Origin of the sequence: Gracilimonas sp. (assembly GCF_031581265.1) — a bacterium.
GTDB lineage: Bacteria > Bacteroidota > Rhodothermia > Balneolales > Balneolaceae > Gracilimonas.
In genome coordinates this window covers 38,867-64,700 of record NZ_JAVLBQ010000002.1, presented here as the reverse complement: position 1 = coordinate 64,700, position 25,834 = coordinate 38,867, and the positions used below count along the sequence as shown (strand labels likewise).

Sequence of the window (25,834 nt, the reverse complement as noted above, 5' to 3'; positions counted from 1 at the left end):
GCGCTCCGGAGGATGACTTCGGAGCGTTTTTTATTGCATCAATTTTCTCTGGGAGGTAGGCCAAGTAATTTCCTGATATCAAACTCATCTTCCGGCATAGATTTCAGGTTGTTGATTAGCATTATGGCACGATCAATTTTCTTTTGGCTGCTTTTCACCTGAAATACATAATGAATGATATACCGCTGTTTGCTGGGAGCGAGCATTTCAAAACGACGCGCCCCTTCTCGATCCTGTTCGAGTAACGCCTCCAGCTCTTCCGGCACCTCCATTCCATATTTGCTGTCATCCAATTCAATAGAAACGGTTACTTCATCGCCTTTTCCGACGCCAAACTTTTTCATCCGCTTTTTATTAACGGTGATGTATGCAGCTCCACCGCCCAAAGCAACCATACCGGAATGGAAGGGCGCATGCTCGTTGATGGAGCACATTAGTCGCGTACCAATTCCCCCGACTTCATCCACAATTTCTGCAGGCACGGTAACATGATGCAACTTGAGCTTTGGGAGGAGTTCGATATGAGATTTAAAAGTGATGGGTTGCATGATGACAAAAGTCTGTAAAAGTTGAAAATACGATTTATAAAACGTCGCACGGCTCGCCTGAGCCGTAATGTCGTATTCACCAATTTAGTTAGGATAAATCCCGGAACTCACTTTTACAATAGCTGTGCTCCCAATCCTGCCAATCATCAACAAAACCACTTTTTACAGGATCATGAAGAGTATAGAAAATTATTCTTCTCAATTCTTCAGTGTCTCTTATTACATGATCATAACTTTCATCCTGCCAAAAAGCATTACCGGTTCTATTTAATGCGATGTTACAGTGTTTTGAAGTATATTTCTTTAGCGACGCTAATATTTTAGTTACGGGATATTCATCCGGCTCCTGTTTTACCTTGTTTGTCAAATGTTTGAAAACCAAGTGAACATGATTAGGCATAATGCAATAAGCGTATAGTTCATATTCTTGGTTATCTCTGAAATGGATAGCGCCTTCTACAATTTTGGCAATAGGAGCATCTTTTAGCCAAGTCGGGCCGCGATTATTTTTAACTAATTGTTCTTCGTACTTTTTGAAAATTCTGCGATTAACTTCTCTATGTGATTTATCATTGTCACCTTGAGAATATTCATTAAATAAAAGCTCCCTTTCCTTTTTCAAACGCTCAATTGCTTTTTTCGGAAGAGAGTTTGCTAACCGAAATGTAATAAAATACTCAGCTCCGGCAGGCTGCAAGTGTGGTAAATTTCTTCTGTAAAAAGTCATGTGTACCCCAAGTATTGGTTCAAAAGAATCTAAATAAGGTGCTTTAATTAAGCAATTTTCGGTTCGGGCGAACCGAACCACAATGTCTTTTATTACATATAATTCTATTTAAGCCATTGAAATCCCAACAGTACTTCATTTCCTGTAATTAACAGATTTAAAATTACCTTCCTGATCAATGATGTTTGTTTCGGCGCCGGAGATGATGTCTGTATTTTGGGAGGCTACGCATTTCCAGGAGTCCCCAATTTTTTGAACTACAAAAGTGAAGATATTCTGCCTCAAAGAAGGAGTTTCCACATCTCCTTTTGGGGTTTGTTTTTTGAGACGCATCCGGGCATTTACTATGGCAATGTCTTCATTCAGATATTTAACTTTGGTTTGTCGAAGTATCAGGTCAGAATTCCCAAAAATGTTTTCGAAACCATAAGCATGCGCTTCTTGGATATCCTCACGGTTATGCCACCAGAGTCCCACAACGTTTATGAATTCGGCATCTTTGGTAAACAAAGAAGCAAGCATAGCTGCATCACGCTTCATCCAGGCCTCAACAAAAAGAGCCGGAATTTCTTCCGGCTCCATCGCTTTTTTAAATGATTTAGTCATAGTATTGGGCTAAGCCTATTTCACTTTTTCACCGTTGATGAATACGCCCGTCACGTTTGTGACATATTCCAGCGGATCACCATCAAACATAACCACATCGGCATCTTTACCTCTTTCGAGAGAGCCTACACGGTCGTCAATACCTAATAGTTTTGCAGCATCAATGGTTAAGACTTTAAGCGCATTTTCTTTACCCAAGCCATTTGCTGCTGCTACTCCGGCTTCAAAAAGAACTACTCTTGTTTTAGGTACATATCCCTCAAAACCACTTTGAAAAGCGATCGGGATTCCGGCCTCGTATAACTTAGCAGCCGTTTCCATGGAGGCATTTTTAGCATCGCCACGGGGACGAATCATAGATGGGTGTATGATCACGGAATATCCGCGCTCTTTGATCTCATCAATAATCAAATACGCTTCAGCTACGCCGTCAAGAACCATGGGGAAGCCAAATTCTTCCTGTAGTCGAATAGCTGACATGATATCATGGGCTTGGTGAACAGTGACCAATGCCGTCATCTTACCTTCAAGCAGATCCGCCAAGGCTTCCATCCCAAGATCTTTGGAATAATCCTCATCGCTATTTCTTTTTTCGAGATAAGATTGTGCTTTGATCAGTTCCTGCCTCATCATGGAAATTGTTTTAGCCCGTGTGCCGGGTTTGCTAAACGCACCGCTTATGTTATTCCCCAAAGTAAAAGCCAGCATTTTGGACGGCTCGATCAGGTTGTCCTCCACATTGTCGCCGGTGGTTTTAGTAATCATGGTTTGGCCACTAATTAAAGCGCCTGGACCATGTCCGGTATGAACTGTAGTGATTCCCAAATCTTTCAGATGCCCAACCAAAGCTTCACGAGCATTGTAAGCATCTATGGCGCGTAACTCAGGCTGAATGGGATTCGAGGTTTCAAGCTGGTCTTGGTCTGCGTCCACGTTTAGGTGTCCGGCTAAGCCAACCACAGAATGTGCGTCGATCAATCCGGGAGTCACTACTTTGGATTCGTGAACTTCGTAGTTTGAAGGAATATTGACACTTGAGGAAGAACCAACCCGTTCAATTTTTCCATCCTTAATCAGTACCACGCCATTAGAAATAGGATTTCCTGCCATGGTGTAAACAGTTTCACCTTTTACGGCAATTTGTGCTTCAGCTGAAAAATGGAAAGCCAGTAAAAGTGCAGGTATCAGTATGAATTGTTTTAAATATCTCATTGAGAGCCTCCGTTACCATGGTGAGTATGAATTTGTCCGGGATAAATTTGGTAACCGCCGGTAGCATATTTCCGGTCTTCTTCGTTAGCACGATCCCAAACTTTCTGACCTTCTATCCAGGTTTGTTCAACATGGGTGTACACGCTAAATGGATCTCCGGTCAAAATAACGAAGTCAGCGTCTTTGCCTTCTTCAAGGCTTCCCACGCGATCATCAATATCCATCATTATAGCGTTGGCTATGGTCACTGCCTCAAGAGCTCCTTCTCTGCTCATTCCCTCTCGGATACCCATTGCCGCAGAACGCAGGAATAAGCGGGAATCAGTGATTCCATCATCGGTATGAAATCCGACCAACTCGCCAGCTTCTTCAAGATAACGGCCATTGGAGTTTTTGATATCCTTGGCTTCCACTTTTCCACCAAATGAATCAAGGGTTATAATAGATGAACCAACTACATTGTCGGAGGCAGCAATTTCATCAGCTACTTTCCAGGCCTCACTTACGTGCTGTAAAACCACACGGTATCCAAATTCTTCAGCCAACCGAATCGCAGTCAAAATATCCTGATGCTTATGGGTGTGATTATGTACAATGCGTTTTCCTTCAAGTACTTCAACCAAGGTTTCCATACCTATATCGCGCTGTGGCATCTTGCTTTCGTCTCCGTCAGCAGCTTCAATTTTGGCTTGGTATTCCTGGGCTTTTATATACAGGTCACGAACCATGGATGCAGCTTTGGCGCGAGTTCCCGGCGAAGGAGGATTTCCCCTGGGATTAGTTCCGTTAGCCATTTTCAATCCGCCATAAATGGTTTTTTCATCATCTAAATAGATGAGCATGTCTTCGATGGTATTAGCATCACGAAGTTTCAGGTACACGGTTTGTCCACTCATCAAATGACCGGATCCGGGCATCACATTTACAGAGGTGATTCCACCGGCAAGAGCTCTTTTAAAGGACTCACTTCGTGGGTTTATGGAATCCATAATACGGACATCGGGGTGAAGAGTAGAAGAGCGGTCGCCTCCGTCGCCACCTCCAATATGAGAGTGAGTGTCAACGAGTCCGGGCATGATCACTTTGCCGGTTGCGTCATGAACTTCAGCGTTATTGGGAATACGGGTATTTTCATCGCCAACAGCGACTATTTTTCCGTCTTCCACCACGAGCACTCCGTTATTTATAGGCTCGCCGGAGATTGGAATGATCTGTGCGCCCGTAAAAGCTTGAGGTGTGGATTGCGAAAACCCATTCACCCCAAACAAAAGCACACCAACCATCGCGAGCGCAAAGCTGCGTATCAGTTTTTGCATAAGAATAGTAGTTACTTAAAATTAGTCGAGCGCAATTTATAAAAAAACGAGCGAGAGTAAAGCAAGGCTTCGTAAAAAAGTAGAAAATGGAACATATCTTCGTTATATCTATTTAGATAATAGAATCTAAATCAACCTTAAATAAAAAATGAAAAAGAACGGATTAAAAATTTTTGGCGGACTTTTAGCCTTGCTGATTTTAGCATTTATAGCACTGACATTAACTATAGATGGCATTGTTAAATCTGGGATAGAAAAGCATGGATCACAACTTATGGGTAGAGGGGTGCAGGTTGAGAGTGTCTCAATTTCGCTGTTTAGCGGGTCAGGAAGTGTCTCCGGATTTTCCGTTCAAAATCCGGAAGGTTTTAGTGATGAAGCGGCGATGGAAATTGGGGAAATGTCAATGCAAATAGATGTTTGGTCACTTTTTTCGGACGAAATTCTTGTTGAGGAAATAACGATAAAAAGCCCGGATTTGTTCTTTGAGCAAAAAGGTGTCAGCGCAAACCTTAAAGTACTGAATGATAATATGATGAATTATTCAGAATCATCATCCGAAAAAACAATGATCATTGAGTACCTGCTTATTGAAGATGGAAATATAAAGGTGAGTACTTCTATAGATCGGGAGCATAACGCGGAGGTAAGCTTTAGCAGTATTGAACTGGAAGGTATCGGTCGCGATGGCAATAACACTATTTCAGATGTCATCCGTCAGGTTTTAGCACCTATTTTGCAGCGGGCAATGGAGGAAGCCATTAAAGATGGAGTAATCGATCAAATTGAAAATAGCGTACGGGATTTGTTTGATCAATAAAAATTAACAAAAGCCCAGTTATTGCGAAGGCTCCGGCGAACGGAGTGAGCAAAGCCTGTGGCAATCTGTCTTTTGTGGAAGCGTTCTTGCTAAAGCTTCATTGTTGAAGCTCCCAAGTTGTATTAGGGAGATTGCCGCGTCGTTAAACACATTAACCCTGCATTATACATTGTAGCCTCCTCGCAATTGTAGATGTTAGATAATTCAAGAACAAAATTTTGATTCTCTTTTCCTTCTTGACCCTGTAGGGGTCACATATGAATAGCCCGGGGTAAAACCGCGTAAGCGGGAGCAACCCTGGGATAATTCGTCAGAAAAATTAAAAACCCAAGGTGAAATGGTTACCAATGTCTCCATTGGTTTTCGCAGGGTTGTGGGAAGGTGGTCATTAAAGAGATGGATGCCCAAGCTTCGATAACCACCAGAGGCTAAATCACCTATTGGGCGAAGCTTTATCCTTTTTCTACTTTCGTTACCCCCGACTAAGCCCGCATTCGCTTGGCTTCGTCGAGGGCTATTCATATGCGGCCCCTACAGGGCCTTTTCAATTACGAAACTGTCAACGAATTATCTAACATCTACAGCAATGACGGGTTTTATGGGTTGGGAGAAGATGGACTCCATAATACTAAGCTACGGCTTAGCAATGCTTACCAGGATGCTCAGCTTCCAGTTCTTTGAATTGCGATGAATCGAACGATCGATTTACGATGGACGATTTTATTTTAAGCTGTTGGTCAAACGATTCTGATATTTGGAATTCTTGGCATCAACACCAGAAATCACCCTAATTATAATACTCCTCAATCTCAGCCAGTTTTTCATCAATCATTTCCCGTGAATACCACTTGCCCTGAACCATCACTCCGGCATGATTTTGGATTGCAGAAAGGTCTTCCAGGGGATTTTCATTTACCAGAATTAGGTCTGCCCGTTGACCGACGGCTATGGTTCCAAAGTCATCCCAATCGGCAAAATACTCACCAAAATTTTTAGTTCCGCTTTGCAGGATTTCAAAGTTACTCATGCCAGCCTCTTTCATATGGGGCAATTCTCTGTGAATCGAAATGCCGGGTACGCTGAACAGTTGAGGAGCATCTGTACCCATTAGAATTTTGACACCGGCTTCATTCATTTCAGCAAGAATCCGGGTTCTGAAATCAGCCTGCTCTTGAGGATCTCCAATGGTATACCCGGTTTGGGGATTATCCGCAAAATTAAAGTAATTTTGCCGTACAGCTTCGGGGATATATTTTAGCTCATCATATTCTTTCATCGCTTCATAATCGGCTGCCCCGATGATGGTTTCCCAAAGAGCCATAGTAGGCACGATCCAGACATTATTTTCTTTGGTGAGCTGTATCACTTCGCTAAGCTTTTCTTCCATCTCATCACCCTCAAACTGACTCAGATATCGTACATATCCATCCACATGATCGATAGTGATTTGCCCGGATTCTATGGCATGAATCACGCCGACGTCTTCCGGCACATGTCCGCCAAAAGTGATGCCCACTTCATTCGCAGCTTCCACCATGGCATCGTATTCTTCAAGGGTTAACCCGGGATGAATTTTGAGCAGGTCCCAGCCTTCTTCATGCTGTTGGATAGCTCGGTTTCGGGCCTCTTCAGGGGAGGTAATTGAGTTGCCGTTAAAACTGGGTCCTGCGAGGTAGAGATTGGGTCCGATGTAAGCTCCTGAGCTTACACTGTCCTTGAGAGAAAGCTGATCTTCATATCCCAACATCCCTCGCACCGTGGTGATACCGGCGGATACATACAGGAACAACGTGCTTTCCACATATTCTTCATCAAAATAATCCGGGGCGTTGGGGCCGGGATTGGTTGGGGGAACATGTCCGTGCATTTCGGCGAGGCCGGGCATCAGGTATTTACCGGTTCCGTCAATAGTAGTGGCATTGGAGGACACCGTTACTTCACCGGCAGGGCCAACCTCCACAATGCGATCTCCTTCAATAACTACGGTTTGATTATGCAGAATTTGTTGGCTGTCCATGGGCAATACATGAACATTAGTGAAAACCGTTTGAGGTTGACTTGGCTGAGCTGAACAAGCAGCCATAAATAGAACTGTGAGAAATAAATATGCAATGTTTTTCATAGTCAGAATGATGATAAAGTTCATGACTAATTAAGCAGAAAAAACCGACAAACTAAAGAAGTTTATTCGGCGGTGTGATAAAGCTATAAGAGCTTGAACAACATCCGCTAATACAGTATTCTCTTTTACCAATTCGAACCAATTTAAAATTATGCGAATTCAACTTCCGATACTCATATTTTTCATTATCTCACCATTAATAATGAGTTGTAATTCCGGCAACGAGGCCGATTTAATTTTAATCAATGGAACCGTCTGGACAGTAGATGATCAGCAGCCTGAAGCAGAAGCGGTGGCAATCGTTGATAATGAAATTGCGGCGGTCGGTTCAACAGAAGAAATCAGTCAGTGGGAAGGCTCAGGCACCCAGGTGGTAGATCTTGAAGGGACGTTTGTAGTTCCGGGCTTCAACGACAATCACGTTCATTTTGCAAATGCGGCCCGGTTTTTAGAATTCAACATCATGAGAACTTCTTCGCAAGAAGAATTTGTGGAAAGAGTGGAAGATGTAGTAGGCCGACTTGAAGATGGCGAGTGGATTTTAGGTGGATTATGGGGCGCTTATGATGATTGGGAATTTGGAAGTCCCGGTGGTGGAACCGGACAGCGGTTCACCCCGGATATGTCTCGGGTTGAAGAAATCACTCAAAACAATCCCGTTTTTATACAGCGGTTTGACCGGTCTGAGTATGCGATAAACCGAAAAGCAATGGAAGAAGCCGGTTTAGATCCTGATAACCCACAGGCAGAGGGACTGGAGTTTGAAAGAGATGGCAACGGAAATCCCACCGGAATTGTAACCGGAGAGGTGTATTCTTTTTTCAGTGAATTTATTCCTTCCGATTTTTCCTATGAGCGTCGTGTTCAGCAAACCAAAAATGCGCTGGCCGAAATGAGGAAGTACGGAGTTACGAATGTCAGCGATATGTCAGATGATACACAGGTTGAAATTTATAAAGATTTAAAGGAGCGGGGAGAGCTGACGGCTCGAATTCATTACCGGTATCACCTGGAAAGATGGGAAGAACTTGCTGAGCAAGGCATGGAAATTGGATCGGGAGATGCATGGATTCGATTTGGTTCCCTGAAAGGACATATTGACGGAATCATGGGGAACAGTTCGGCCCGCTTTTATGAACCATATGATCACAACCCGGATGAACGAGGAAGCTGGCGCCGATTGATGGTAGATGAGGACGGTAACTATGCCCCGGATAAATTTTACAGCTACATGCAAGGCGCCGATGAAGCAGGCTTACAGCTCACGGTTCATGCCATTGGAGATGAAGCCAATCACCTGCTGTTAAATATGCTGGAAGATTTAATTGAAGAAAACGGCGAAAAAGACCGGCGCTTCCGGTTGGTGCATGCACAAGTTATGCAGGATGAAGATATAGCCAGAATGGGTGATTTGGATGTAATAGCGGAGGTACAACCAATCCATGCCAGTGATGATATGCGCTGGATGGAAGAAAGAATTGGAAAAGATCGATCGGAAGGAGCCTATGCTTTCAAAAGCATTAAGGACAGTGGAGCCATGTTGAGTTTTGGGACGGATTGGCCGGGAACCGCTGCTGCAGAATATCATATTAGTCCCATGTATGGATTGTACGCAGCTGTAACACGAAAAACGATGACCGGTGAACCGGAGGGCGGATGGTTTCCTGAAGAACGAATCTCTATGGAAGAAGCCATAAAAGCCTATACCTTAAATACAGCTTATGCTAATTTCGAGGATGACATCAAGGGAAGCATTACGGTTGGGAAACTTGCAGATATCACCGTATTAGACCAAAATTTATTTGAAGTAGATCCCATGAACCTGCCAGATGTTAATGTGCTTTATACTATTGTGGATGGTGAAATTGTATATAAGAGGTAGAACTAATGTAAACGTTCTCCCCTGAAGTTCTTTTTCAACCCATTAAGTGAATCCCGAACGGCATCACCAAAGCTACCTTTATCTTCTTTGATATCCTCCGGCTTTAGCACCTCCAACTTGCGAGCACCGCGATAAAAGAAATACATGCTGATGGCCATCACGGTATGGGCCAGATCAAGGTGGTTGAACCAGGTATGAAGTCCGATTTCACTGGTATAGAAGAAAGCAGCTAAGGTTGCAAATAGCACCGATAAGAAAAAGATACGACTACCTTCATTTCGGGTTCGCCAGTACACCAGGAAGTGCAAAGGAAGTACGACAAGTCCCAGGCCATAGGCTGAGTGAACCTGTATAAAAAAGAAATTCAGAGTGTAAAAAGTGATCACTGCAAAAGTGAGTAGTTCCACCACATTTGCTACTTCCAGAAATTTTCCAAACTTGTCGTTAATAACCGGCTTGGCATGCATGATAGAAGCTCGCTCTACCGCCATCACCGCAAGCATACTGATGAGCCAACCGGGGAGTTTCCATTCCAGTCCTACCGCATATTGAAAAGCGTGCCCCAAAACACCCCCTAAAAAAGTAGCCAGCGCCATAATACCAAAATACCAGCGCATATATTGATGCACTTTCCCCCTTTTGTTTAGCTTCATCAATTTGAAAAGAGCGAATAAGCAAACGCCCGTGATCCAAAGATCGGTGAAGGTAACCATCGGTTCCATGATGGGGATATCGAATATCTCTATCGTGGGCTGGCCGGAATCAGATTGAAAGCGCTCGTTATCCAATGAGTAAGGTTTAAAGTTCTTGAAGGGCAGATATTAATTCTTCCGGAGTATAAACCGAAATCGTCGCATTTTTAAAATCTTTTTTGTTACGAGTTAGAATACCATCCAGACTTGAGTGATAAGCAGCCTGAAAAAGTACGGCGTCTTCATAGTCATTAAAATTTGTTTCAATAGCTGTTTCGAGGACCGTCCTGTTGACGGGACATACATTGAAAATTTTAAACAAAGACTTAGTTATTTGATTAGCTCTCTTTTTGTTTAGTTCCTTTTGCAAAAGGTAATATAAGGTGGTGACTGTAGTAGCTCCTAACCATCCGTTAAGTATTCTTTTTTCTGCTAAGTCAAGTAGGTGAACAGAGTTTTCAAAGAATGTTTCTCTTTCCAGGAACACATCCAATATAATATTGGTGTCAAATAATATATTCACTGTAGATATTTTTCCTCCAGATAAGTTTTATAATCTTCTTTTTTAGAGGAACCTTCTTTCAACACTCCTATTAGTGAAGAAGTAATAGGGGAAAAACCAGCTTTTTTGTCGGTCTTTTGAGCATCAATTGCTTTAAAATAGTCTGCTACTAATTGAGAAACGGAGGTATTCTTCGATTTAGCATACTCTTTTGCTTCTTCAATAAGGTTATCTTCCAGCCTGAGTGTTAGTTTCTTTTTCATGACGTATCAATTTTAAGATTAAATACGTCAATTCAACGAAAAAAAGCAATTCAGATTGTTTATAAAGACTTAAGCTTTTTTCAAGTTCTGTGGAAGTAGGAATGAATTACCCCAATTTATCCACATAATCCAGTTTCTCCCATGGAAACTCTTCTCGCCCAAAGTGCCCATAAGCGGCCGTTTGTTGATAGATAGGAGATTTTAAGTTGAACCGTTCAATAATTCCCTTTGGAGTACAATCAAAAGTTTTGGCAATTTTATCGGCCAGTTCTACATCACTCATTTTTCCGGTGCCATACGTATTTACGTTGATGGAAACCGGCTCGGGAACACCGATAGCATAGGCAAGCTGAACAAGGCATTCATCGGCTAAATCTGCGGCAAGCACATTTTTAGCGATATGTCGAGAAGCATAAGCCGCGCTTCGATCTACTTTAGAAGGATCTTTCCCGGAAAAAGCCCCGCCGCCGTGAGCTCCAAATCCACCATAGGTATCTACGATGATTTTACGTCCGGTAAGACCCGTATCGCCATGGGGACCACCTATTACAAACTTTCCGGTTGGGTTAACATGATATATGGTTTCATCATCAAGTAATTCAGCAGGAAGTACCTTTTCAACCAAATGCTTTTTGATATCTGTCTTTATCTGTTCCTGTTCAACGCCCTCATCATGTTGGGTGGAAAGTACAATGGTATGAATTCGTTTGGGCTGTCCCTTGTCATCATATTCAATAGTAACCTGACTTTTACTGTCGGGAGCGAGGTATGGCATCAGGTCAGTAACTTTGCGAATACGTGCTAATTCCCTTAACAGATCATGAGAATACTGAAGGGGCATGGGCATAAACTCTGGAGTTTGACGGGTAGCATACCCAAACATCATTCCCTGGTCACCGGCGCCATCTTTATCCACCCCCATAGCAATATCGGGACTTTGAGTATGGATGGTTGTTAGCACGCCGCAGCTTTCAGAATCGAAGCGGTAGGAAGCTTTGGTGTAGCCAATTTCACGGATTACATTACGCACAATTTCCTGAACATCTACATAAGCATCGGTCGTGACCTCCCCGGAAACTACGGCAAGCCCTGTTGTTACAAGTGTCTCTACGGCTACGCGGGATTCGGGATCGTCAGACAGGAGGGAATCTAAAATAGCATCTGAAATTTGGTCCGCAACTTTATCCGGGTGTCCTTCGGAAACTGATTCTGAGGTAAATAAATTTTTCATGTAAATAATATAATCTTGAAATAAGGTACTTTTGGTTAGGGAATTGAATTACCAACAAGAGATGATAATCACAAAGGGCGCAAAGTTAAAAAGATTTGATGAGAAAAAAGCTAAAGATTATACACATAAAAAATATGGGGGATAAGATTACAGAAGTAATACCTACCTAAACAAAAATTTGTCTAAGATTTAAAATGATCTCGAATTTCTTTAATAATTCGGTCAGGTTTTTGTCGAGTATCGACTAAAGTAATTATTTCAACTTCATTTTGCCTGATTCTGTAATAAAATGAAGACTGTGAAGTGACTACACACTTTATAACCCCGTCAAATTCATCAATTTTTGGATTACTGGATGGAAAATTTGAAACCTGAATGGTTTTATTTACAAACTGCTCTAAATAATTATCCCGTATTTTTTTGCCCCACTCCTCTTCTAAATATGTTAAGAGTTTCTCCAGTTTATATTCTGCGAGAGGAGATAAATAAACCTTCATTATGAAACTTTTTTAAGAAAATCTTGAATTGAAATCCGTTCTCCACGATTTAATTGTTTAAGTCCCAGTTCTATTTCTTCTTTTTCTGTTGAACTTAGCTTCTGTTTGAATTCATTTTCTTCTGAAACAATTAAGTCATGAATCTTTTTTACCAATTCAGGATTATTCAATTCTAACACCAGTTTGGCAAGTTCAATTTTAGTGGTTTGAATATCCATAGTAACTTTTAATTAAATTGAAGTAGAATAGAATTTACGAATTAAACAAATCCTGTTCCATCTTGCCATCATCGATATCTAAATACTGGTAAGCTTTTTTGGTGCAGATTCGTCCTTTTGGGGTTCGCTGCATAAAGCCCTCTTTGATCAAAAAAGGCTCATATACTTCTTCGATCGTTCCTTTGTCTTCGCCTACAGCCACACCTAAGGTACTCAATCCAACGGGTCCGCCGCTGTAGTTTTCAATGATGGCTTTGAGGATACGAATGTCCATTTCGTCCAGTCCGTTTTGGTCTACATCGAGGGCGTTGAGTGCTTTGTCGGCAATATTTTCATCGATGGTATCCACGTTATCAACCTGGGCGAAATCGCGGGTGCGGCGCAGCAGTTTGTTGACAATTCTGGGCGTGCCCCGGCTTCTTCTGGCAATTTCATGCGCTCCGGCTTCTGTGATTCCCATGCCCATAATATCTGCTGTTCTGAGAGCAATACGTTGCAGGAGTTCTACATCGTAATAATCCAGTCTCATATCAATGCCGAATCGGGCGCGAAGGGGAGCGGTCAATAATCCTTTTCTTGTAGTAGCTCCAACCAGGGTAAAGTGATTCAGTTCAATCTGAATACTGCGTGCATTGGGACCGGAGTCGATAACAATATCCAGCTTATAATCTTCCATCGCTGAATAGAGATACTCCTCAATCACAGGATTGAGCCGGTGAATTTCATCAATGAAAAGAACATCCCCTTCTTCAAGGTTGGTAAGCATTCCGGCAAGGTCTCCGGGTTTTTCAAGAACCGGTCCTGTGGTAGGACGAATTTTCACGCCCATTTCATTCGCAATAATGTAAGACAACGTCGTTTTACCTAAGCCGGGCGGTCCGGATAAAATCACATGGTCAAGGGCATCACCCCGCTGACGTGCAGCTTTTATAAAAACGGAGAGATTGGAAATGGTCTTTTTTTGGCCAATAAATTCTTGCAGCGAACCGGGACGAACCGTTTGTTCAAAAGCGTCTTCTTTTTCTTCGGGATTTAAAAGCGGGTTATTCACGTTATGAGCTTAGATAATTGTTTACGCTAAGTTAATGTAATTATACTTAGTTTTAGTACTAATTGTGATATGATAATCAAGAATGAGTGAAATGAAAAAATCATCGCTTTCACCGGATGAGGTAACCTTTGACCCCTCGATGGAACAAAAAAACAAGTTTGTCAAAAAGATGGCAAACCCCAAGAAAAATGAAATCCTGAAGCAGAAAGGGATGCACAAAGATCTGCGCGAAAGTAATCTAAAAATTTTCGGGAGAGATTATTTCTTTAATTACGAACTGAGCTGGCTAAAATTCAACGAAAGGGTGTTGGCAGAGGCTCACAATGACAGTAATAAATTATTGGAACGGGTTAAGTTTTTGTCCATAGTTTGTTCGAATTTGGATGAGTTTTTTCAGAAAAGAGTAGGCGGTCTTAAACGACAGTTATTGGCCGAGGTAAAAGAACTTTCCGTGGACGGGATGACTCCATCAGATCAGCTGAAGGCTGTTCGGGGTGAAGTTCATAACATGATAGAGTCATACAGAAGTTGCTTTTTTGATGACCTGCTTCCAAAGCTTTCTAAAAAAGGAATAGAGATAAAAGCGTATCAAGATCTGACGGATTATCAGAAAAGCGTAAGCGATCGATATTTTCAAAAACAGGTGTATCCAATTGTAACGCCCCTGGCTGTGGATGAGTCGCACCCGTTTCCTTTCATATCAAATAAAAGCCTCTCTTTTGCTATAGAACTTATCAACCCAAGGACTAAAGAAAAGTCGTTTGCGCGGCTTAAAATCCCGACCAATCGAAACCGGTTTGTTCAGGTACACCGAAAGGGAAACAAGGTGATTTTAATTACCATGGAAGATTTGATCCGTGAAAAGATGGATCAGTTTTTTCCGGGAATGAAGGTGATTTCTGCACATATGTTTCGGGTAACAAGAAACGCTTCTGTTGACCGGAATGAAGAAGAAGCAGAGGATTTAATGGAGACGATTGAGGATGAATTGAGGGAACGGAAATTTGCTGAAATCGTTCGCCTTGAGCTGGATAAAAAAATGCCCAAACACCTGAAAAAATATCTGATCAGGCATTTAAATATAAGCTGGCAAGATGTATATGAGATGAAAGGGACTATTGGTCTTGCAGATTTAATGGAAATAGCGAAGTTGAAGGGATTTAACCGGCTTAAAGAAAGAAACTGGACCCCGGTGCTTCATCCCGCACTCAAACACAATCCCGAAGAAGAGATCCCCAGCATATTTGAGGTTATTAAAAAGGGAGATTTTATGGTGCACCATCCCTATCATAGTTTTGAGCTTTCAACGCAACGGTTTATTGAAGAGGCAGCACGAGATCCCAAAGTGTTGGCGATTAAGCAAACGTTGTATAGAACCTCCAAAGATTCCCCGCTCATGCATTCATTAATGAATGCTGCTGAAGAAGGAAAGCAGGTAGCTGTACTGGTGGAGATTAAAGCCCGCTTCGATGAGGAGCGAAATATAAACTGGGCACAAAAACTTGAAAACTATGGCGTGCATGTGGCCTACGGGATTCCCGGGCTTAAAATTCATACTAAAATGACGATGGTGGTACGAGAGGAAAGCGACGGACTCCGAACCTATTGTCATATAGGTACCGGGAATTATCATCCGGATACGGCCCAGTTGTACGAAGATTTGGCTTTATTCACCTGCGAAGAAAAGCTGTGTTCGGATGTTACTGATGTTTTCAATCTTTTGACAGGTTATGCCCCGGATCAAACATTTGAGAAGCTATTGGTGGCTCCGAACCACATGCGCAAACAAATGAATCGGCTTATTGATTTTGAGATAAACGAGGCCAAAGAGGGTAGGCCTGCCCGGATCATTGCAAAAATGAACAGCCTGGAAGATCCGCTTATTATACAGCGGTTGTATCAAGCCTCCAGTGAGGGTGTTAAAATTGATTTAATTGTACGGGGTGTTTGTCGCTTGATTCCGGGTAAAAAAGAGATGAGTGAAAATATTAGGGTTCACTCTGTCATAGGTCGATATTTGGAACATTCGCGCATTTATTATTTTAACCATAAGGGAGAACACAAGTATTTCATCGGCTCTGCAGACTGGATGCACCGTAACTTAGACGCTCGTGTGGAGGCTATTGCTCCAATCGAAAATGAGAAGCTCAAAAAATACTTACAGTTTGTACTCAATATTTATTTCAACGATAACAAACAGCGCTGGCTGCTTCAGGAAGACGGTAGTTATGAGCGAGCCCAGAAAGAAAAAGGAAGTTCAAAGTTAAGTGCCCACGATTATTTAATGAACCACATGCGAGATTCAGCGGAACCCATACCTAAAGCTAATTAATTTATCGGGATGGATCATTCTAATTCAGGTGTGTCGAATTCCTCATAATCACTGGTGCCAAGATCGTCACTAAGTTTTTTGAGTAATCGGAAAGCAGGGTTTCTGAAAGTGCCATTTAACTGATAGGCTTCAAAAATAGCGTTTTGGGCAGCCTCAAGTTCCCCAACATTGATTAATGCATTCCCCAAATACCAGTACGCTTTTTCAGTGATCATACGACTCTCCTCAGCCCGATTGGCAGCTTCTCTGAATGCTGAAATAGCCCCTTCATAATCAGATTCATTATACAAGATGATGCCTTTGTTCAAGAAAGCTTTAGAACCGTATGGCTCCTGATCGTACTTGTTAATGATCTCGTCAAATAACTGAAGGGCTCGTTCTTCATCTCTAGAAATAACGGCTTCAAAGCCAAGGTTAAGGAGGGAGTCGGCGGTAGTAATTTCCATGTCTTTGTTACGAATGCCGTCAGCGGTTTCAATTTCTGCGGGATTGATCTGCCCGACCACAAATTGTTTCATATTTGTTGGGGTATCAACCCGAAATAATTGAACCAATGCCACGATTATAATGGCTGCAGCGGCAGCGGCATGCCAGGTCCACTTAGGCAAGCGGCTGATTGAAGGTTCGTTTATATTATTTATGTTAAGGGCTTCCTGCTCAATTACTGCTTTTACATTTACTTCCAGTTCAAGCAAATCAAGCAGTTCAGGGTTTTTGGCAAACTCATTCCATAACTCCTGTATTTCATCTTCCCCGAGATTACCTTTGATATAGGCATCTATTTTTTGTCGTAGTTGTAATTCTCTTGCGTTATCCATTTTAACAAAGTTTGTATTATTCAAAAATCAGAATGTATTTCTAATACATTCTGAATTCCTCATATAGTAAGAGCGATCTCAAAGCAATTCCTTACAGTTAAATTTGAAATTTTTTTTCGAGGCACTCTTTCAGCACATTTATAATCCGATGTTTCTTGGTCCAAGCGTTGCCAACAGAAATCCCAAAATGATCTGCTACAACGGCAGTTTCGTAGCCGGGATTTTCAAACCAAAATGAAATATATTTTTTATAATCGCTCTTTAAGGCCTCTATACACTGTTTTAGGAGGCTCATTTTCTCCTTATCGACCAATCTGTTTAGCTGGTCAGGCTTGTTGAATTCATGCTCCGGAAGCTCCTCATAGTTAACTTCACGCTCCTTGGAAAGGACCTTGAAGTACTCATGTTTTGAAGTGGTAAAAAGGTAATTTATGATGGCATCTGGGTTGTTTAATTCATCATTTTTGATTTTTTCTATTGCGATCATGAGCGTATTTTGTGCGCAATCCTGGGCATCTTCAAAGGGAGCATCAATACGAACGGTTAAAAATTTGATAAGAACAGCGGTGATAATTTTAACCAGTCTGTTAATTTCAGCCTTGTCATCTTCCAGTACAGCATCAACAAACTTCGAATAATCCATGTGTTATATATGCTTAGTTAAATCAAACCTTAAAATAACATTCGCTGGCAAAAAGAAAATTAAGAAATTTAGTATATAACAGTGTAGTTTTAGTGTATGTATCGAGTACAATTAAATAATTTTGAAGGTCCGCTCGACCTGCTTCTATTCTTCATTAAAAGGGATGAGTTGGACATTTACGATATTCCCATCTCTTACATCACCAAACAGTTTCTGGAATACATACACTTGCTGGAAGAATTGGATTTGGATGTAGCAAGTGAATTCATATATATGGCCAGCATGTTGATGTCCATCAAAGCGCGTATGATGATTCCACGTGAAGATTCTGATGATGAAGAGTTGGATGAATCAGATCCCCGTTATGAATTGGTGCAAAAGCTGCTGGAGTATAAGCGATATAAAGAGATGTCAGAAAAAATGGCTGACATGGATGAAGAAACCCGGAAAAAATATATGCGGGGTTACCCGGAAGCGGATGTAGTTGAAAAACAAGCCACCGGGGAAGCGCTCAAAGATGTAACGATGTTCGATTTAATAGCGGCCTTCAAAAAGGTACTGCAAGATATTGAGCGCAAAAATATCGTCCATCACGTTGAGAAAGTTAGTACTACCGTAGAAGAACAGGCTGAATTTGTGCTGAACCGCCTGCAAGAAAATGGCCGGCAAACTTTTATGGAAATATGCTCCACGCTCAAAAATAAAATTTATGTAGTAGTGACATTTCTGGCCGTTTTGGAAATGATAAGAGAGCAGCAAATCGATCTTTTCTTACAGGACGATCCCACAAAATTTTACTTAGATCTTAAACCGGTAGATGAAATTATCGGTGCTTAACAACTAAACATTTCAACAAACATGAAAAAAATCACTTTTATTCTCACTGCATTGCTAATTACCTCTTGCAGTGTGTTCAACAAAACTGCCAACAATACAAACCCCGATATTTATTCTTTTGCGGAGGAAATTACAATAGATGGGCTGTATGCTGATTTAGCGGTATTAGCCCACGACTCACTCCAAGGCCGGGAGACAGGAACAATCGGGGAAGAAAAAGCAGCTCGATTTTTAGCAAAGAGATATGCTGAGATGGGACTTACTGCCCCCGGTGATGATAACTCCTATTTCCAACACTATGAATTGCTGCAATCATCAGTTGAACAAATTGAATATAAACTTACTGATGATAATAATGACGTAGTTGATGAGTCAACTCACAGTGCGAATGAGTTTTCCAATTTTGTTACTTTATTTGGAGGAAGTGATCATTTATCAGGTCCGGTAGTATTTGCCGGAGCGGGAATGATGAATGAGGAAGAAGGGGTTAATCACTTCCCTGAAAACCCGGAAGGGAAATGGTTGATGGTTTTATATGATCAGCAAACTACCAATATGCAGTATTTGCAAATGATGCTCTCTTCAGGAAATGCATTGGGGGCCATCCTAATTATGGGAACCGATGTGGATGCTTACCAACAAGAAGTGGAAAACAGGAAACAAACCTTTGGCCGAGGCGGCGGATTGTCACTAAAGTATTTGCAGGGTGGAAGTCAGGGCGCATCTCCGGCTTTTAACAGGGTAAATCCAGAGCTTGGAGCAACGATGTTAGGGGTAAGCAATCTTGAGGAATTAGCGGAGATTCAGGAGCGAATTTCATCCAACCCGGTTTCATTTGAATCAAGAGAAATTGAATATAACCTGGAGCATGTTCCCACAGTAAATGAAGAAACGGTTAATACCAAAAATGTGGTAGCCTTTATTGAAGGAAGCGACCCAACCATGAGGGATGAAGTAGTCGTATTGAGCTCCCACTACGATCATGTTGGAATTGGGCAGCCCGATTCAACCGGAGATCGTATCTACAACGGAGCCGATGATGACGGAAGCGGAACCGTAGCCGCTTTGCAAACAGCACAAGCTATGATGTCAGCCAAAGAAGCCGGAGTTGGGCCAAAAAGAAGTGTGCTTTTCTTGAATGTATCGGGTGAAGAGAAAGGATTGTTGGGGTCTCGTTATTATTCAGACCATCCTCTTTACTCCATTGAAAATACAGTAGCTAACATCAACATGGATATGATTGGGCGGGTTGATGAAGAGCATATAAATGATAGCAGCTACGTCTACATCATCGGTGGAGAAATTATTTCATCCGGCTTAGACAGCTTAACACGAGTTGCCAATGATATGGGGCCAAACCTCACCCTAAGTAAGCGCTATAATGATTTGGACGACCCCAACCAGTTTTACCGACGCAGTGACCACTGGAACTTCGGAAGGTTGGGTGTGCCCTTTGTGTTCTTTTTCAACGGTACCCATGAAGATTATCATCGACCCCAAGATCATATTGAAAAGATAACCTTTGAGCCTTTACTTAAAAGGACACATCTGATTTATAATCTAACATCTATTTTAGCCAATTCGCCTGAAAGACCAATCGTTGATAACCAAGAGTTTATCGAGAAAACGCAAGTTCAGCCGAGATAGAAAGAAAATATTTCCCAGGCTTATAAAAAAGCATAAGCCCGTGAAGTTCTGAAGACTTTACGGGCTTTTTTATTTTCCAATTAATATAAAAGGAGCCCAGTGAACAGGATGGCTGTAGTAGGGGTGATTAATCATGGCCAATTTGGTATCACGCAAAGCTTCCGTCTTATAATCAAAAACGGGATATTGATACATTCCAAACCAGTCTAAAGTTTTCTCCCAGTATCCGTAATTTTCTTCCTGAAGAGAAAGTAAGTTGCGGTAAAAAGTTGACATAAATTCGGAAGTACTGCGGTCAAAAATACTCCATAAGCTAACTACCACAGAAGAGGCTCCTGCGGAGAGAAAAGAACGTTGCAGGCCAAGCAACCCTTCACCCGAAACAACTTTGCCCATTCCGGTGTTGCAGGCGCTTAGAGTTACTAAATCAGCATTTAGGCTAAGGTCTGAGATTTCGCGGCTATTTAAGTGGCCATCTTCACCAAACAATGATTCAACATCCGCTTTTTTTGATAATATAATGCCACTTTGTGAAGGGGTAATTTCATCAACGGTAGCGTGTGTGGCAAAATGAATAAACCGAAAATCGCTAAGGTTATGGGATTTAAAAGTAGCTTCGGTAACATCCTCATTTTTCAGAATTTTGGAAGAAGAAAAATTAACTGCTATTGAATCTACTTCCAGCAAGGTAGAGGGCAATGAAGCTAAAGCTGTTTGAGAGCGGGCTGTGTTTGTAAGACCATCTCCGGATTCAAAGCCCGACCCGGCAAGTGCCAATAATTCAGTATTCGAAGTACGATGAGGATCACTTATATATTCATAAATTGAGGCTGAAGGAAGGTATTTTATATTATAATCCTCAATTAAATAGCGGCCATTTTTTGAAAGTGCTTCGAAAGGCAGAAATGAAGTGGCTCCTTCATTAACAACTACGAGGTTTGAAATTTGCTCGTTGGGGAAGTTCGGTAAAAGGCTTTGATACAGTTGATGGCCCAATCCATGTATTTCAGGAATAGGACTGCCGGAGGTTATGAGCTCTCGAAATAACTTTATTTTTTCGGTAAAGAAATCAATTGCCGGTGTATTTTGAACAGAATCTAAAACAGTTCCTTTGATGGAATCTTGAGTTACCAAAACCCGAACTAATTTTTCATCAGTGAAAGCGTATTCTAAAATAGCTGTTTCCGAATCCAACAGAGCCTGTGCTTGCTCAGCTGATATTGGAGAAGGGTAGGTGAATTTATGAAGTCCTGGCGAATTTGAATGCAGTTCGTTGATAAAGGTCTGGTATTCAAACTCGAGATCTTTAAGTTCATTTCTAATGTCCGTACGCTCTGCGGTAGATTCTGACTTACTAAGTTTATTGTAAAGCAGATCAATTTGCTTCGCCTTTTCTTGTTTTCTAATGAGGGTGGACTCATCAAGCTGATTGTACTTTCTTTCCTGTTTTTGGGCTAACTCATCCATTAAAACACGAGCTTTTGCTGCTTCGATGAGCTCAAAAGCTTTTACTGCATCATTTTTTTGGGTGATATACCAAGAGGCAACTTCATTATAAAACCGGGCATGGTCTCGAAAAAATCCGGAGCGAAATGTGAGTCCTGCAACGTTGGTGCGAATTGAATCAATAAGGGTGAAGGCTTTTTCAGCAAATACAAAAGCACTGTCTGAGCCGACTTTTTGATAAGCTTTGGCTAAGTTACGTGCCGCGGTTATTTGCCCGGAAATACTTTGTGAATTTGAAAGATTATAGGCGCTTCTATAGTAGTTCAAACTTGCATGTACATTCCCTTTCATTAATTCAATTTGGCCCTTTAAATATCGAGAGCTTACCAGGTACTTTTGAAGCTCATGTTCCTGGCTAACAGCATCTAACTTGGAAAGGTAGGATTGAGCGGCCTCCAGGTTTCCTTTCATGATTTCCAATTCGGTAAGCTTAAGGAAGGCGTTCCCCAAAACACGAGGTGCTTCGGCACTTACAAGGTATTTGAGGGCTTCTTTATAAAAAGACTCTGCATTGTCCAGATCATCCTGCTCAGTGGCTGTATCAGCTATGTAAAGAAGGTTTTCAGCAATAGAAACCGGTCGGTTAATTTTTCTGTTTATTTCAAGAGCTTCACCATAGTAAGCAAGTGCATTATTAAAATTACCTGAGTTCTGATAGAGACTTCCGATATTTACCAATGTTTGGGTAATATCGTAAGGGTTATCCAACATTCGGGATAACTTTAACGATTTCTGATAGTATATGATAGAGCTATCCCGTATCCCTCGTTTCTCAAAATTCCAAGCCATGTTATGGTATCCGACGTCAAGCATGTTTGGATTACCAATATTTTCCCGGTACGCCAGGCTTTTACGGATATACGGCTCAGCCTGTTCGTACAATCCAAGATCCATCAGCGTAAGGAAAATAGCATTATATACATAAGCGAGTTGAGAATCATTGTCATTCAGTGCTTGGTAGAACTCAAGAGCTTTTTGCTGATGCTGTAAAGCCTTTTCATACTCCCCGGTTTCTTGGTACGTGTAGGAAATATTGTTATTAAGGCGACCAAGAAGAAGGGTGTCTTGAACCTTTTCTGCCAGAGGTAATCCTTGGAAATAATACCGGCGGGCTAACAGCGGTTTCTGAGAACTTCGATACGCCCATCCCAGATTATTTTTTATCCTGATTTGTAGTTCAAGAGGTAACTGCTCAAAAGTGGAGTTGTTCAATTCTAAAAATAACTCAAGCCCTCTTTTAACCTCCCCTTTTGAAATCAAAGCTTCTCCATATTCAATGGATGCCTCGACCCATTTAGACGTATTTTTTTCTTGCTCATACAACTCCATCGCTTGCTGATAATATGAGACTGCTGTTTCATATTCAGCTTGTGAAGAGTAGGAATGTCCTATAGATAACAAGGAGTCAGCATCCTGAGCTTCCACACCTATGGCAAAGCTTAGAAATAAGGATAATATCAACGTAAAAAATAAACGCATAGACAATGGTAGCTCTAAAATGTTGATTATCTAAAGAAATATTGTTATTTGATAAATCAAAATTAAAATAAATCAAAAAAATGGAATACAAAGAACTAACAATTACTATGAATGCAACACCAGTTGGAGATGATAATGACGGAGATGACGACAAAAAAGGTGGCGACGGTGGCCCTGACCCTGATTAAGGTTTATGGGATATAATAATCACTTTTATTATTCTCCAAATAAAGCATTTACAAAATCTGCCCGGTCAAATACCTGAAGGTCTTCAATCTGTTCGCCTAACCCGATGTATTTGACGGGCACATTCAATTCATGAGAGACTCCAATTACAATACCTCCTTTGGCGGTTCCATCTAATTTGGTGAGAGCTAATCCGGTAATATCTACGGTTTCCGTAAAAGCACGGGCCTGTTGCAAGGCATTTTGTCCGGTAGAAGCATCTAATACGAGAATAACTTCGTGAGGGGCACCTTCAACAACTTTACCCATTACTCGTTTTATTTTTGCAAGCTCTTCCATTAAAGCTTTTTTATTGTGAAGACGACCGGCTGTGTCTATTAAAGCAACATCGGCGCCACGGGCTTTGGCGGCTGCAACGGTGTCGTAAGCAACGGAGGCCGGGTCAGCATTTTGCCCCTGCTGAATGATGGAAGCATCAGCTCGTTCACTCCAAATTTTAAGCTGATTAACAGCTGCTGCACGGAAGGTATCGGCTGCCCCAAGAATTACTTGCTTACCCGCTTTTTTATAGAGATGAGCCAGTTTTCCAATGGTCGTGGTTTTCCCTACACCATTCACTCCAACCACTAAAATAATGTGCGGTTTTACGGGAAATTCAGCTTCAAATTCTGCAGGTTTATCTGGGGCGTTGTCTTCCAGGAGATCAACAATTTCTTCGCGGAGCATTTTTTGAAGTTCATCCTGCGAGACATATTTATCTTTAGCTACCCGTTGTTCAATTTTTTTGATGATCTCAATGGTAGTATTCACTCCTACATCAGAAGTAATCAGGATCTCCTCCAGGTCATCGAGGATGGCATCATCCACTTTATCTTTCCCGACAAAAGCTTTCCCGATTTTATTCAGCAGTCCGTCGCGACTTTTTTCAACACCTTCATCCAGCTTTTCTTTCTTTTTAAGTCCTAATTTTTCAAGAAATCCCATAAATAAATTTATTAGTTAAATTCTGCTCCGCGCATAATTAAGCGGTAGCGGTTAAAATAATCGATCCAAGATATCGCCATTAAAGTTACCGAACAGGCCATCAAAAACATATGAACATTGTGTACATCCGGGAAAAAGAAAACAGCGATCCAGTAAAGTGCCAAAACATTCACCGATATTTTACCCGACATAATGGCCATAGCCACTTTATCGTACTTTTTCTTAATAAAATAAGACCCGCCCATAATGCTGATATCACGTGCCATCGCAAATAACAAAAACCATAGCGGAATCCATCCAATCCAAACGGTGTATATGAAAAGAACCAGCGCACAAAGTTTATCAGCGATCGGGTCTACCATTTTCCCAACTTCCGAAATGGTATTGGTTTTTCGGGCAATAAATCCATCCAGATAATCTGAAATCACTCCATAAACAATGAGTGCGTACATAAATGGAGTAACCTGAAAATTATTTTGGTAGTGAAGATATACAATGGGAAAGGCGACCATAATCCGGGAAAAAGACATCATATTAGACCAGGTAAACACACGTCCGGTTACCCTAACTTTTTTTCCGTCTATATTTTTGATGGTTGGCGCCAAATCGGTTTTTTTATTTACGATATTGAGAGCTCAAATTTACAGTCATTAATGCTCTAAAACCAATATGAAGGATCACAAATTACTGGTAGAAAATAAGCTAAGTTCCAAGGAAGTATTCAAGGGCAAATTACTGCACGTTTTTTATGATGAAGTAAAGCTGCCTGATGGTTCGGAATCTTCGAGGGAGTGGATTAAACACCCCGGTGCCTGTGCGGTGGTTCCGGTTTTTGAAAATGGGGATTTGATGATGTTGCGCCAGTTTCGGTATCCCATGAGCCAGATTTTTTGGGAAGTCCCGGCCGGTAAAATTGATTCCGGAGAACCTGAAGACCAGACAGCATTGCGCGAATTACAGGAGGAAGCCGGAGTTAAAACCGAAGATTATGCGTACGTGGGCCACTTCTATCCCGGTATTGGTTATTCGGACGAAGTCATTCACATTTATGTGGCCTGGAATTTAGAATCGGTTCCTCAGAAAGTAGATGAAGATGAATTTGTAACACGGGAACGAATTCCGTTCTCGGAGGCTGTTGAAATGGTTCACTCAGGTGAAATTAACGATGGAAAGACTGTTATTTGTCTATTAAGGGCTTGGGAGTGGTGGGCGAAAAACTCACCTTTTAAATTAAATCAATCATCAATCGATTGAACGTGCTCGGCATAAGCCTCTTGGTGCATGATCTCACCACCTTCATAAGCTACATACATAAGGATTCCTGCAGTAATCAAAGCCATGATCAGAATCACAATGTGTAAACCTGTTTCGAATCTGAGGTTCAATTTTTTAGATGCCAAAGCACCAATACTTAGAAAGCCCATCACGATGGCAAACCACATGGAAATTTCTGCGGCTTCTTCATGATCGTGAATGGTGTCGTGTGAAACGGTGGCTATCTCTTCTACAATGTCTTCAGCTGATTCACCGGTTTCAACAGCTACATAGCTTCCAACAGCGCCTAAAATAAATAGGACAAAAGCGATATTTCGAACTGAGGCATTACTTTTATACATGCCCCAGATCAGGATGAAGATCCCGATCACAGTTGTAAAGATTGGAATATGGTTAACGATGAGATGTAAATGTGCGGGATTCATAAGATTCTCCAATTG

At 41.6% G+C, this 25,834-nt stretch carries 26 protein-coding genes; 7 read left to right on the top strand and 19 right to left on the bottom strand.

From position 1 onward, the window contains the following. Positions 1–38: 38 nt before the first annotated feature. The 5 genes from RI561_RS01345 to RI561_RS01325 form a co-directional block, all read right to left on the bottom strand. Entirely contained in the window at positions 39–548 is a 510-nt protein-coding gene (locus RI561_RS01345) for a YdeI/OmpD-associated family protein (protein ID WP_395078414.1), read from the bottom strand. Between the two features lie 88 nt (positions 549–636). Then, entirely contained in the window at positions 637–1,275 is a 639-nt protein-coding gene (locus RI561_RS01340; RefSeq protein ID WP_395078413.1) for a transposase, read from the bottom strand. 135 nt (positions 1,276–1,410) lie between these two features. After that, entirely contained in the window at positions 1,411–1,881 is a 471-nt protein-coding gene (locus tag RI561_RS01335) for a YybH family protein (protein WP_395078412.1), read from the bottom strand. A gap of 15 nt (positions 1,882–1,896) precedes the next feature. Continuing rightward, positions 1,897–3,093, bottom strand: coding sequence for an amidohydrolase family protein (locus tag RI561_RS01330; RefSeq protein WP_395078411.1), 1,197 nt, complete (start codon positions 3,091–3,093; stop codon positions 1,897–1,899). Further along, positions 3,090–4,409 (bottom strand): amidohydrolase family protein, encoded by a 1,320-nt coding sequence (locus tag RI561_RS01325; RefSeq protein WP_395078410.1) that lies wholly within the window; start codon positions 4,407–4,409, stop codon positions 3,090–3,092. Before RI561_RS01325 ends, RI561_RS01330 begins: the two co-directional genes overlap by 4 nt. A gap of 148 nt (positions 4,410–4,557) precedes the next feature. Between RI561_RS01325 and RI561_RS01320 the strand changes: the two genes are divergently transcribed. Further along, a complete protein-coding gene (locus RI561_RS01320) occupies positions 4,558–5,229 on the top strand; it encodes a hypothetical protein (protein WP_395078409.1) in 672 nt (223 codons plus the stop codon). Positions 5,230–5,751: 522 nt separating this feature from the next. Continuing rightward, entirely contained in the window at positions 5,752–5,910 is a 159-nt protein-coding gene (locus RI561_RS01315; protein WP_395078408.1) for a hypothetical protein, read from the top strand. Positions 5,911–6,016: 106 nt separating this feature from the next. Here RI561_RS01315 and RI561_RS01310 read toward each other — a convergent pair whose 3' ends face one another. After that, positions 6,017–7,351, bottom strand: coding sequence for an amidohydrolase family protein (locus RI561_RS01310; RefSeq protein WP_395078407.1), 1,335 nt, complete (start codon positions 7,349–7,351; stop codon positions 6,017–6,019). Positions 7,352–7,553: 202 nt separating this feature from the next. On the opposite strand from RI561_RS01310, the gene RI561_RS01305 reads away from it, so the two are divergent. Continuing rightward, a complete protein-coding gene (locus tag RI561_RS01305; protein WP_395078406.1) occupies positions 7,554–9,233 on the top strand; it encodes an amidohydrolase in 1,680 nt (559 codons plus the stop codon). Between the two features lie 2 nt (positions 9,234–9,235). Here RI561_RS01305 and RI561_RS01300 read toward each other — a convergent pair whose 3' ends face one another. The 7 genes from RI561_RS01300 to ruvB all read right to left on the bottom strand — a co-directional run bounded on the left by RI561_RS01300 (position 9,236) and on the right by ruvB (position 13,687). Then, the gene (locus RI561_RS01300) at positions 9,236–10,021 is read right to left on the bottom strand and encodes a DUF6962 family protein (RefSeq protein ID WP_395078405.1); all 786 of its coding nucleotides are present in this window, start codon (positions 10,019–10,021) and stop codon (positions 9,236–9,238) included. Between the two features lie 10 nt (positions 10,022–10,031). After that, on the bottom strand, positions 10,032–10,448 hold the full coding sequence (locus RI561_RS01295) for a PIN domain-containing protein (RefSeq protein WP_395078404.1): 417 nt from the start codon (positions 10,446–10,448) through the stop codon (positions 10,032–10,034). After that, positions 10,445–10,690 carry a DUF6364 family protein gene (locus RI561_RS01290; protein ID WP_395078403.1) on the bottom strand — a complete coding sequence of 82 codons (246 nt, stop codon included), beginning with the start codon at positions 10,688–10,690 and terminating at the stop codon, positions 10,445–10,447. Before RI561_RS01290 ends, RI561_RS01295 begins: the two co-directional genes overlap by 4 nt. A gap of 106 nt (positions 10,691–10,796) precedes the next feature. After that, positions 10,797–11,921, bottom strand: coding sequence for a methionine adenosyltransferase (gene metK, locus RI561_RS01285; protein ID WP_395078402.1), 1,125 nt, complete (start codon positions 11,919–11,921; stop codon positions 10,797–10,799). A 182-nt stretch (positions 11,922–12,103) separates the two neighbouring features. Then, complete coding sequence (locus RI561_RS01280) at positions 12,104–12,418, bottom strand: type II toxin-antitoxin system RelE/ParE family toxin (protein ID WP_395078401.1); 315 nt, start codon at positions 12,416–12,418, stop codon at positions 12,104–12,106. Next, complete coding sequence (locus RI561_RS01275) at positions 12,418–12,636, bottom strand: hypothetical protein (RefSeq protein WP_395078400.1); 219 nt, start codon at positions 12,634–12,636, stop codon at positions 12,418–12,420. The genes RI561_RS01280 and RI561_RS01275 overlap by 1 nt, the downstream gene beginning before the upstream one ends. A gap of 34 nt (positions 12,637–12,670) precedes the next feature. Continuing rightward, positions 12,671–13,687: a Holliday junction branch migration DNA helicase RuvB gene (gene ruvB / locus RI561_RS01270; protein ID WP_395078399.1), complete on the bottom strand. Its 1,017-nt coding sequence runs from the start codon at positions 13,685–13,687 to the stop codon at positions 12,671–12,673. A gap of 91 nt (positions 13,688–13,778) precedes the next feature. Here ruvB and ppk1 point away from each other — a divergent pair, with 91 nt between their 5' ends. Further along, entirely contained in the window at positions 13,779–16,019 is a 2,241-nt protein-coding gene (ppk1, locus tag RI561_RS01265; RefSeq protein ID WP_395078398.1) for a polyphosphate kinase 1, read from the top strand. 14 nt (positions 16,020–16,033) lie between these two features. Here the strand turns inward: ppk1 and RI561_RS01260 are convergent, their stop codons facing one another. Next, positions 16,034–16,837: a tol-pal system YbgF family protein gene (locus RI561_RS01260; protein WP_395078397.1), complete on the bottom strand. Its 804-nt coding sequence runs from the start codon at positions 16,835–16,837 to the stop codon at positions 16,034–16,036. 97 nt (positions 16,838–16,934) lie between these two features. After that, positions 16,935–17,480 carry an RNA polymerase sigma factor gene (locus RI561_RS01255; RefSeq protein WP_395078396.1) on the bottom strand — a complete coding sequence of 182 codons (546 nt, stop codon included), beginning with the start codon at positions 17,478–17,480 and terminating at the stop codon, positions 16,935–16,937. 96 nt (positions 17,481–17,576) lie between these two features. Here RI561_RS01255 and RI561_RS01250 point away from each other — a divergent pair, with 96 nt between their 5' ends. Further along, entirely contained in the window at positions 17,577–18,317 is a 741-nt protein-coding gene (locus tag RI561_RS01250; RefSeq protein ID WP_395078395.1) for a segregation and condensation protein A, read from the top strand. A 21-nt stretch (positions 18,318–18,338) separates the two neighbouring features. Then, on the top strand, positions 18,339–19,964 hold the full coding sequence (locus RI561_RS01245) for a M28 family peptidase (RefSeq protein ID WP_395078394.1): 1,626 nt from the start codon (positions 18,339–18,341) through the stop codon (positions 19,962–19,964). Positions 19,965–20,033: 69 nt separating this feature from the next. On the opposite strand, the gene RI561_RS01240 is transcribed toward RI561_RS01245, so the two are convergent. From RI561_RS01240 to RI561_RS01230, 3 genes are all read right to left on the bottom strand, one after another. Beyond that, complete coding sequence (locus tag RI561_RS01240; RefSeq protein WP_395078393.1) at positions 20,034–22,949, bottom strand: CHAT domain-containing protein; 2,916 nt, start codon at positions 22,947–22,949, stop codon at positions 20,034–20,036. Between the two features lie 216 nt (positions 22,950–23,165). Next, a complete protein-coding gene (gene ftsY, locus RI561_RS01235; RefSeq protein WP_395078392.1) occupies positions 23,166–24,119 on the bottom strand; it encodes a signal recognition particle-docking protein FtsY in 954 nt (317 codons plus the stop codon). A gap of 11 nt (positions 24,120–24,130) precedes the next feature. Further along, complete coding sequence (locus tag RI561_RS01230) at positions 24,131–24,724, bottom strand: CDP-alcohol phosphatidyltransferase family protein (protein ID WP_395078391.1); 594 nt, start codon at positions 24,722–24,724, stop codon at positions 24,131–24,133. Between the two features lie 64 nt (positions 24,725–24,788). On the opposite strand from RI561_RS01230, the gene RI561_RS01225 reads away from it, so the two are divergent. Then, a complete protein-coding gene (locus RI561_RS01225) occupies positions 24,789–25,373 on the top strand; it encodes an NUDIX domain-containing protein (protein WP_395078390.1) in 585 nt (194 codons plus the stop codon). On the opposite strand, the gene RI561_RS01220 is transcribed toward RI561_RS01225, so the two are convergent. Further along, on the bottom strand, positions 25,355–25,819 hold the full coding sequence (locus RI561_RS01220) for a hypothetical protein (RefSeq protein ID WP_395078389.1): 465 nt from the start codon (positions 25,817–25,819) through the stop codon (positions 25,355–25,357). The genes RI561_RS01225 and RI561_RS01220 overlap by 19 nt on opposite strands. Positions 25,820–25,834 lie beyond the last annotated feature (15 nt).

Excerpts from the sequence above, each read along its gene's own strand:
- RI561_RS01345 (WP_395078414.1), bottom strand. The coding sequence starts at position 548 with ATGCAACCCATCACTTTTAAATCTCATATCGAACTCCTCCCAAAGCTC.
- RI561_RS01340 (WP_395078413.1), bottom strand. The coding sequence starts at position 1,275 with ATGACTTTTTACAGAAGAAATTTACCACACTTGCAGCCTGCCGGAGCT.
- RI561_RS01335 (WP_395078412.1), bottom strand. The coding sequence starts at position 1,881 with ATGACTAAATCATTTAAAAAAGCGATGGAGCCGGAAGAAATTCCGGCT.
- RI561_RS01330 (WP_395078411.1), bottom strand. The coding sequence starts at position 3,093 with ATGAGATATTTAAAACAATTCATACTGATACCTGCACTTTTACTGGCT.
- RI561_RS01325 (WP_395078410.1), bottom strand. The coding sequence starts at position 4,409 with ATGCAAAAACTGATACGCAGCTTTGCGCTCGCGATGGTTGGTGTGCTT.
- RI561_RS01320 (WP_395078409.1), top strand. The coding sequence starts at position 4,558 with ATGAAAAAGAACGGATTAAAAATTTTTGGCGGACTTTTAGCCTTGCTG.
- RI561_RS01315 (WP_395078408.1), top strand. The coding sequence starts at position 5,752 with ATGCGGCCCCTACAGGGCCTTTTCAATTACGAAACTGTCAACGAATTA.
- RI561_RS01310 (WP_395078407.1), bottom strand. The coding sequence starts at position 7,351 with ATGAAAAACATTGCATATTTATTTCTCACAGTTCTATTTATGGCTGCT.
- RI561_RS01305 (WP_395078406.1), top strand. The coding sequence starts at position 7,554 with ATGAGTTGTAATTCCGGCAACGAGGCCGATTTAATTTTAATCAATGGA.
- RI561_RS01290 (WP_395078403.1), bottom strand. The coding sequence starts at position 10,690 with ATGAAAAAGAAACTAACACTCAGGCTGGAAGATAACCTTATTGAAGAA.
- metK (WP_395078402.1), bottom strand. The coding sequence starts at position 11,921 with ATGAAAAATTTATTTACCTCAGAATCAGTTTCCGAAGGACACCCGGAT.
- RI561_RS01280 (WP_395078401.1), bottom strand. The coding sequence starts at position 12,418 with ATGAAGGTTTATTTATCTCCTCTCGCAGAATATAAACTGGAGAAACTC.
- RI561_RS01275 (WP_395078400.1), bottom strand. The coding sequence starts at position 12,636 with ATGGATATTCAAACCACTAAAATTGAACTTGCCAAACTGGTGTTAGAA.
- ppk1 (WP_395078398.1), top strand. The coding sequence starts at position 13,779 with ATGAAAAAATCATCGCTTTCACCGGATGAGGTAACCTTTGACCCCTCG.
- RI561_RS01260 (WP_395078397.1), bottom strand. The coding sequence starts at position 16,837 with ATGGATAACGCAAGAGAATTACAACTACGACAAAAAATAGATGCCTAT.
- RI561_RS01255 (WP_395078396.1), bottom strand. The coding sequence starts at position 17,480 with ATGGATTATTCGAAGTTTGTTGATGCTGTACTGGAAGATGACAAGGCT.
- RI561_RS01250 (WP_395078395.1), top strand. The coding sequence starts at position 17,577 with ATGTATCGAGTACAATTAAATAATTTTGAAGGTCCGCTCGACCTGCTT.
- RI561_RS01245 (WP_395078394.1), top strand. The coding sequence starts at position 18,339 with ATGAAAAAAATCACTTTTATTCTCACTGCATTGCTAATTACCTCTTGC.
- RI561_RS01240 (WP_395078393.1), bottom strand. The coding sequence starts at position 22,949 with ATGCGTTTATTTTTTACGTTGATATTATCCTTATTTCTAAGCTTTGCC.
- ftsY (WP_395078392.1), bottom strand. The coding sequence starts at position 24,119 with ATGGGATTTCTTGAAAAATTAGGACTTAAAAAGAAAGAAAAGCTGGAT.
- RI561_RS01225 (WP_395078390.1), top strand. The coding sequence starts at position 24,789 with ATGAAGGATCACAAATTACTGGTAGAAAATAAGCTAAGTTCCAAGGAA.
- RI561_RS01220 (WP_395078389.1), bottom strand. The coding sequence starts at position 25,819 with ATGAATCCCGCACATTTACATCTCATCGTTAACCATATTCCAATCTTT.